The 3,806-nt window shown below is 64.2% G+C and carries 5 protein-coding genes; 2 read left to right on the forward strand and 3 right to left on the reverse strand.

What is annotated here, in order from left to right; genetic code table 11:
• On the reverse strand, positions 1-585 hold a 585-nt coding region (locus EN949_RS33625), incomplete at its 3' end, for a 6-phosphofructokinase (RefSeq protein ID WP_206534992.1).
• Positions 586-685: 100 nt separating this feature from the next.
• Positions 686-1,453, reverse strand: a complete 768-nt coding sequence (locus tag EN949_RS33630) for a L,D-transpeptidase (RefSeq protein WP_127259499.1) — start codon at positions 1,451-1,453, stop codon at positions 686-688.
• A 238-nt stretch (positions 1,454-1,691) separates the two neighbouring features.
• On the opposite strand from EN949_RS33630, the gene EN949_RS37205 reads away from it, so the two are divergent.
• Together EN949_RS37205 and EN949_RS33640 are read left to right on the forward strand one after the other, a co-directional pair.
• Complete coding sequence (locus EN949_RS37205; protein ID WP_127367520.1) at positions 1,692-1,814, forward strand: hypothetical protein; 123 nt, start codon at positions 1,692-1,694, stop codon at positions 1,812-1,814.
• A gap of 96 nt (positions 1,815-1,910) precedes the next feature.
• On the forward strand, positions 1,911-2,534 hold the full coding sequence (locus EN949_RS33640) for a LysE family translocator (protein WP_023761181.1): 624 nt from the start codon (positions 1,911-1,913) through the stop codon (positions 2,532-2,534).
• A gap of 52 nt (positions 2,535-2,586) precedes the next feature.
• On the opposite strand, the gene EN949_RS33645 is transcribed toward EN949_RS33640, so the two are convergent.
• Positions 2,587-3,806: autotransporter outer membrane beta-barrel domain-containing protein (locus EN949_RS33645; protein ID WP_127371938.1), on the reverse strand; the 1,220-nt coding region annotated here is incomplete at its 5' end.

Consider the following 3,806-nt stretch of genomic DNA (forward strand, 5'->3'; position numbering starts at 1 on the left):
GTCGGGGTCGAGCTGCCAGGCAGCGGCAGCCGCGGTCAGGAAGCCCACATGCCGGCCCATGACGATGCCGACATAGATGCCGGGCAGCGCGCGAAAATCGAGATCGACGGACAGGAAGGCGCCGGCGACGAACTCGGCCGCCGAAATGAAGCCCGGCGTGTGGTCGTTTTCCTCGAGATCATTGTCGATGGTTTTTGGCGCATGAACAAAGGCAATTGAGCCGCCGGCGGCGTCGGTCAGGATCTGCTGGGTACCCGACGTGTCGTTGCCGCCGATATATATGAAGGCGTCGGCGCCGGCCTTCTTCAGGCCGTTGAGGATGACATCGCAATAGGCGGCGTCGGGCTTGTCGCGCGTCGAGCCGAGGGCGGCGCTCGGCGTGCCGGCAATCAGCCGCAGGCGGTCTTCCGGAATGGCGGAAAGGTCGACATAATTGCCGTCACGGATGCCGCGCACGCCATGGATCGAGCCCAGCACCTTGGCACCGGGATGCCGCTTGCGGATCTCCAGCGTCGCCCCGACAACCGTCTGGTTGATGACGGCGGTTGGGCCGCCGCCCTGCGCGATGACAAACGTTCCAGCCATGCTTGATTTCTCCCGGCGCGATGGTTTTCAAGGCACCTTGGCCTGTCTTGCCGCATCGCGCAACGGGAGTTTCGAGCGGCGCCAACACGCCCCATAAGCGTCAGACGACGACGACCGGATTTTTCTTGGAGACGCGGCTGTAGAGGTCGATGATGTCCTGGTTGATCAGGCGCACGCAGCCCGACGACATCGCTTGCCCGATGCTCCACCATTCGGGCGAGCCGTGGATGCGATAGCCGGTGTCCTTGCCGTCCTGGTAGATGTAGAGGGCACGCGCGCCGAGCGGATTGGTGAGGCCGCCGGGCTGTCCGGCCTGCCATTTCACCAGTTCAGGCTTGCGGGCGATCATCTCCGGCGGCGGCGTCCAGGTCGGCCATTCCCGGCCGTACTGGATATTGGCGCGGCCGGACCAGCGGAAACCGTCCTTGCCGATGCCGACGCCGTAGCGAATGGCATCGCCACCCGGCTGGACGAGATAGAGCATGCGCTCCTTGAGATGGACGACGATGGTGCCGGGCGCCTCGCCTGTCGTGTCGACGACGATCTGGCGGCGGAATTCCGGCTTGACCTTCAGATACGGCACTTCCGGCACGTTGAAGCCGCCGTCGGTCAGCCCGGCATACATGACGCCGGGGCTGGTGATGTTCTTGTCGACGCTGATGCTTGGCCGGATCGGCCGCACGGAACCCGTGGTGACGTCGTCGAGCTCGAGCGCCGGCAGTCCGCCGCCCGAGGTCGAGCAACCGGCGGCGCTCAGCAGCGCAAGCGCCCCTGCCCCGGACAGGATGGCGCGGCGGGAAAGATGATGATCGGTTTCGATTGCGTCGCCATTTCGCGGCGGCGTCAGACCTTGCGGCAACTCACGCATATACCCAGACCCTACGCTGTCGGCGGGAAGCACGGTCCGGCCGGATAGCAGGCATTTTCCTCATTCATGGTTGATAAAGCGTGAAGACCTTGCACAGCCTGCATTTGCGCATGGCCTTGGCGATGTTCGACCTTCTTGCCTGAACTTGAACAAAGGCTGCTGCACAAAAAGACCTCGGTCGGGTCATATTCCCGGCGCCGGCGTCTCCTACTCCTCGAACCATCAGCGAGGGGCCTCCATGTGCAAGACCTTAAAAACCGACATCAAGCTTTTTGCCGCTGCCATTGTCGCGGCGGCAACCGTTCTCGGTGCCAATGTCAGCCCGGCCGATATCGTGAGCACGCTGAGCGGCGCGAACTGACACCGATCTGCCGCTGGCGCAGTTAGGGAAATCGCCTCTTTACATTCTCCCGGGCCTAAGGATTTATCCTCTTCTTTAAGCTCAAAGGAGACGAGCATGTCCTTCGAAAACTGGGCCGCCTTCGCTGCCGCATCGACGATCCTTCTCATCATTCCGGGACCGACCATCCTTCTCGTCGTGTCCTATGCGCTGGGCCAGGGCTGGCGTACCGCTCTGCCGATGGCCGTCGGCGTGGCGTTGGGGGATTTCACTGCGATGACGTTGTCGATGCTGGGTATCGGTGCGCTGCTGGCGGCCTCGGCGACCGTCTTCACCATCCTGAAGCTGATCGGCGCCGGTTATCTGATCTATCTTGGCGTGAAACTGTTTCGCGCCGGCGGCGCGTTGAAGGCCGAACCGCGCACCGACGCGGTCTCCTCGGCCAAGATGATGGCGCACGCCTGGCTCGTCACCGCGCTCAACCCGAAAAGCATCACGTTCTTCGTTGCTTTCCTGCCGCAGTTCCTCGACCGGCACGCCGATTTCTGGACGCAGATGCTGATCTTCGAGACGACCTTCCTGGCGCTCGCCTTCGCCAATGCCTTCGGCTATGCGCTGATCGCGGCACGCGCACGCAACGTGGTGCGCAATCCCAAGGCGATCCGCATCTTCAACCGCACCGGCGGCACGCTGCTGGTCGGCGCCGGCATCGCCACGGTGGCGATGCGTTCCAGCAATTAAGCTGTCTTTTTGATCATGATCCCGAAACTGGTTTTCGGGATCATGACCGGCCTTACCATTTGACGCTGAAGCCCAGATTGCCTTCGAGGATCCGACGCTTGTCGCCACCGAGATTGGTGGTGTAGTCGCCGGTGGCGAAGATGCTGACCTTGTCCGTCACCTTGGCAATCACGCCGCCGCCGAACTCGAACGAGGTCGATCTGCCCTCGGTCGAGATGTCGGTGGTGTCGAAATTGACATGGCTGGTGCCGCCGAAATCGTGCCAGATGTTGGCCTTGAGATACGGCTGCAGCGCCATGCCATTGATCGCTGTTTCGCCTTGCAGCCGTGCGCCGAGCCGGCCGGTCACGCTGCCGTCCGTATCGAAGGAAACCGAAGCAAAGCGGTCCGACGCATCGTCGAGCGACAATTGCTGCCAGACCAGTTGCGCCTGCGGTTCAAGCGTCCAGCCTTGCGCCAGCGCGATGGGATAGCCGCCTTCCAGCGAAGCGGCGACGCCGGTCCCGCCGACGTCGATGCCAATGTCGCGCGACGATGTTGCGTTGCCGCCGAAGAAGGTGGCCATGAGGACGCCGTCCAGGTACCAGCCACCCTGACCGATCCGGGTCCAGTAGCCGCCGATACTGGTGCCGTTGATATCCATGCTGCCGACGGACAGATTGTCCCTGCCCAGCGCCTGGCCGCGCACGTCGCCATTCATGCTGGCATAGGCGACGAACAGGCCGGCGCGATCGGTCTGGCCCGACGCGGTTTCGCGGCCGAACAGATCGAAGCCCGCCTGGAGGCCGAACAGGGTGCCGTCAAAGGACGGCGATACCGTTCCTGAATAGGCCATCTTGCTGTCCTGACCGAAGATGCGGCCCCAGACCGGCGACAGCTCGGTGTTCGACAACAGGCTCTGCTCGCCGCGCCGTTCGTGGAATGTGCCGAGCGTCGTCATCGCCAGATGTTCGGCGACCGGCGGCAAGGCCGAATAGACCGGAACCTCGATGCGATAGAGCAGGATTTCCTCGCCCGCCGCCGGTGTCGGCAGGTCGGGCACCTCAGTTGGCACCACCGGCGGTGGCGGGGGCGGATCCGCCACTGGTGCCGGTGGTGGTGCCGGTGGTGTCGCGGGCGGCGGATCGGTCGGCACGACCGGCGGCGCCGGATCAACCGGATCGGGATCGCCGGGGGTGGATTCCGGCGGAGGCGGCGGCGCAGGGTCGATGGGCGGCGGCGGCGGCGGTTCGGCCGCCGGCGGCTCAGGTGCCGGCGGCGGAGCAGGCTCCA

The organism is Mesorhizobium sp. M7A.F.Ca.US.007.01.2.1 (assembly GCF_003998165.1).
Taxonomy (GTDB): Bacteria; Pseudomonadota; Alphaproteobacteria; order Rhizobiales; family Rhizobiaceae; genus Mesorhizobium; species Mesorhizobium ciceri.

Coding starts and splice junctions, on each gene's coding strand:
- EN949_RS33630 (WP_127259499.1), bottom strand. CDS start 1,453: ATGCGTGAGTTGCCGCAAGGTCTGACGCCGCCGCGAAATGGCGACGCA.
- EN949_RS37205 (WP_127367520.1), top strand. CDS start 1,692: ATGTGCAAGACCTTAAAAACCGACATCAAGCTTTTTGCCGCTGCCATT.
- EN949_RS33640 (WP_023761181.1), top strand. CDS start 1,911: ATGTCCTTCGAAAACTGGGCCGCCTTCGCTGCCGCATCGACGATCCTT.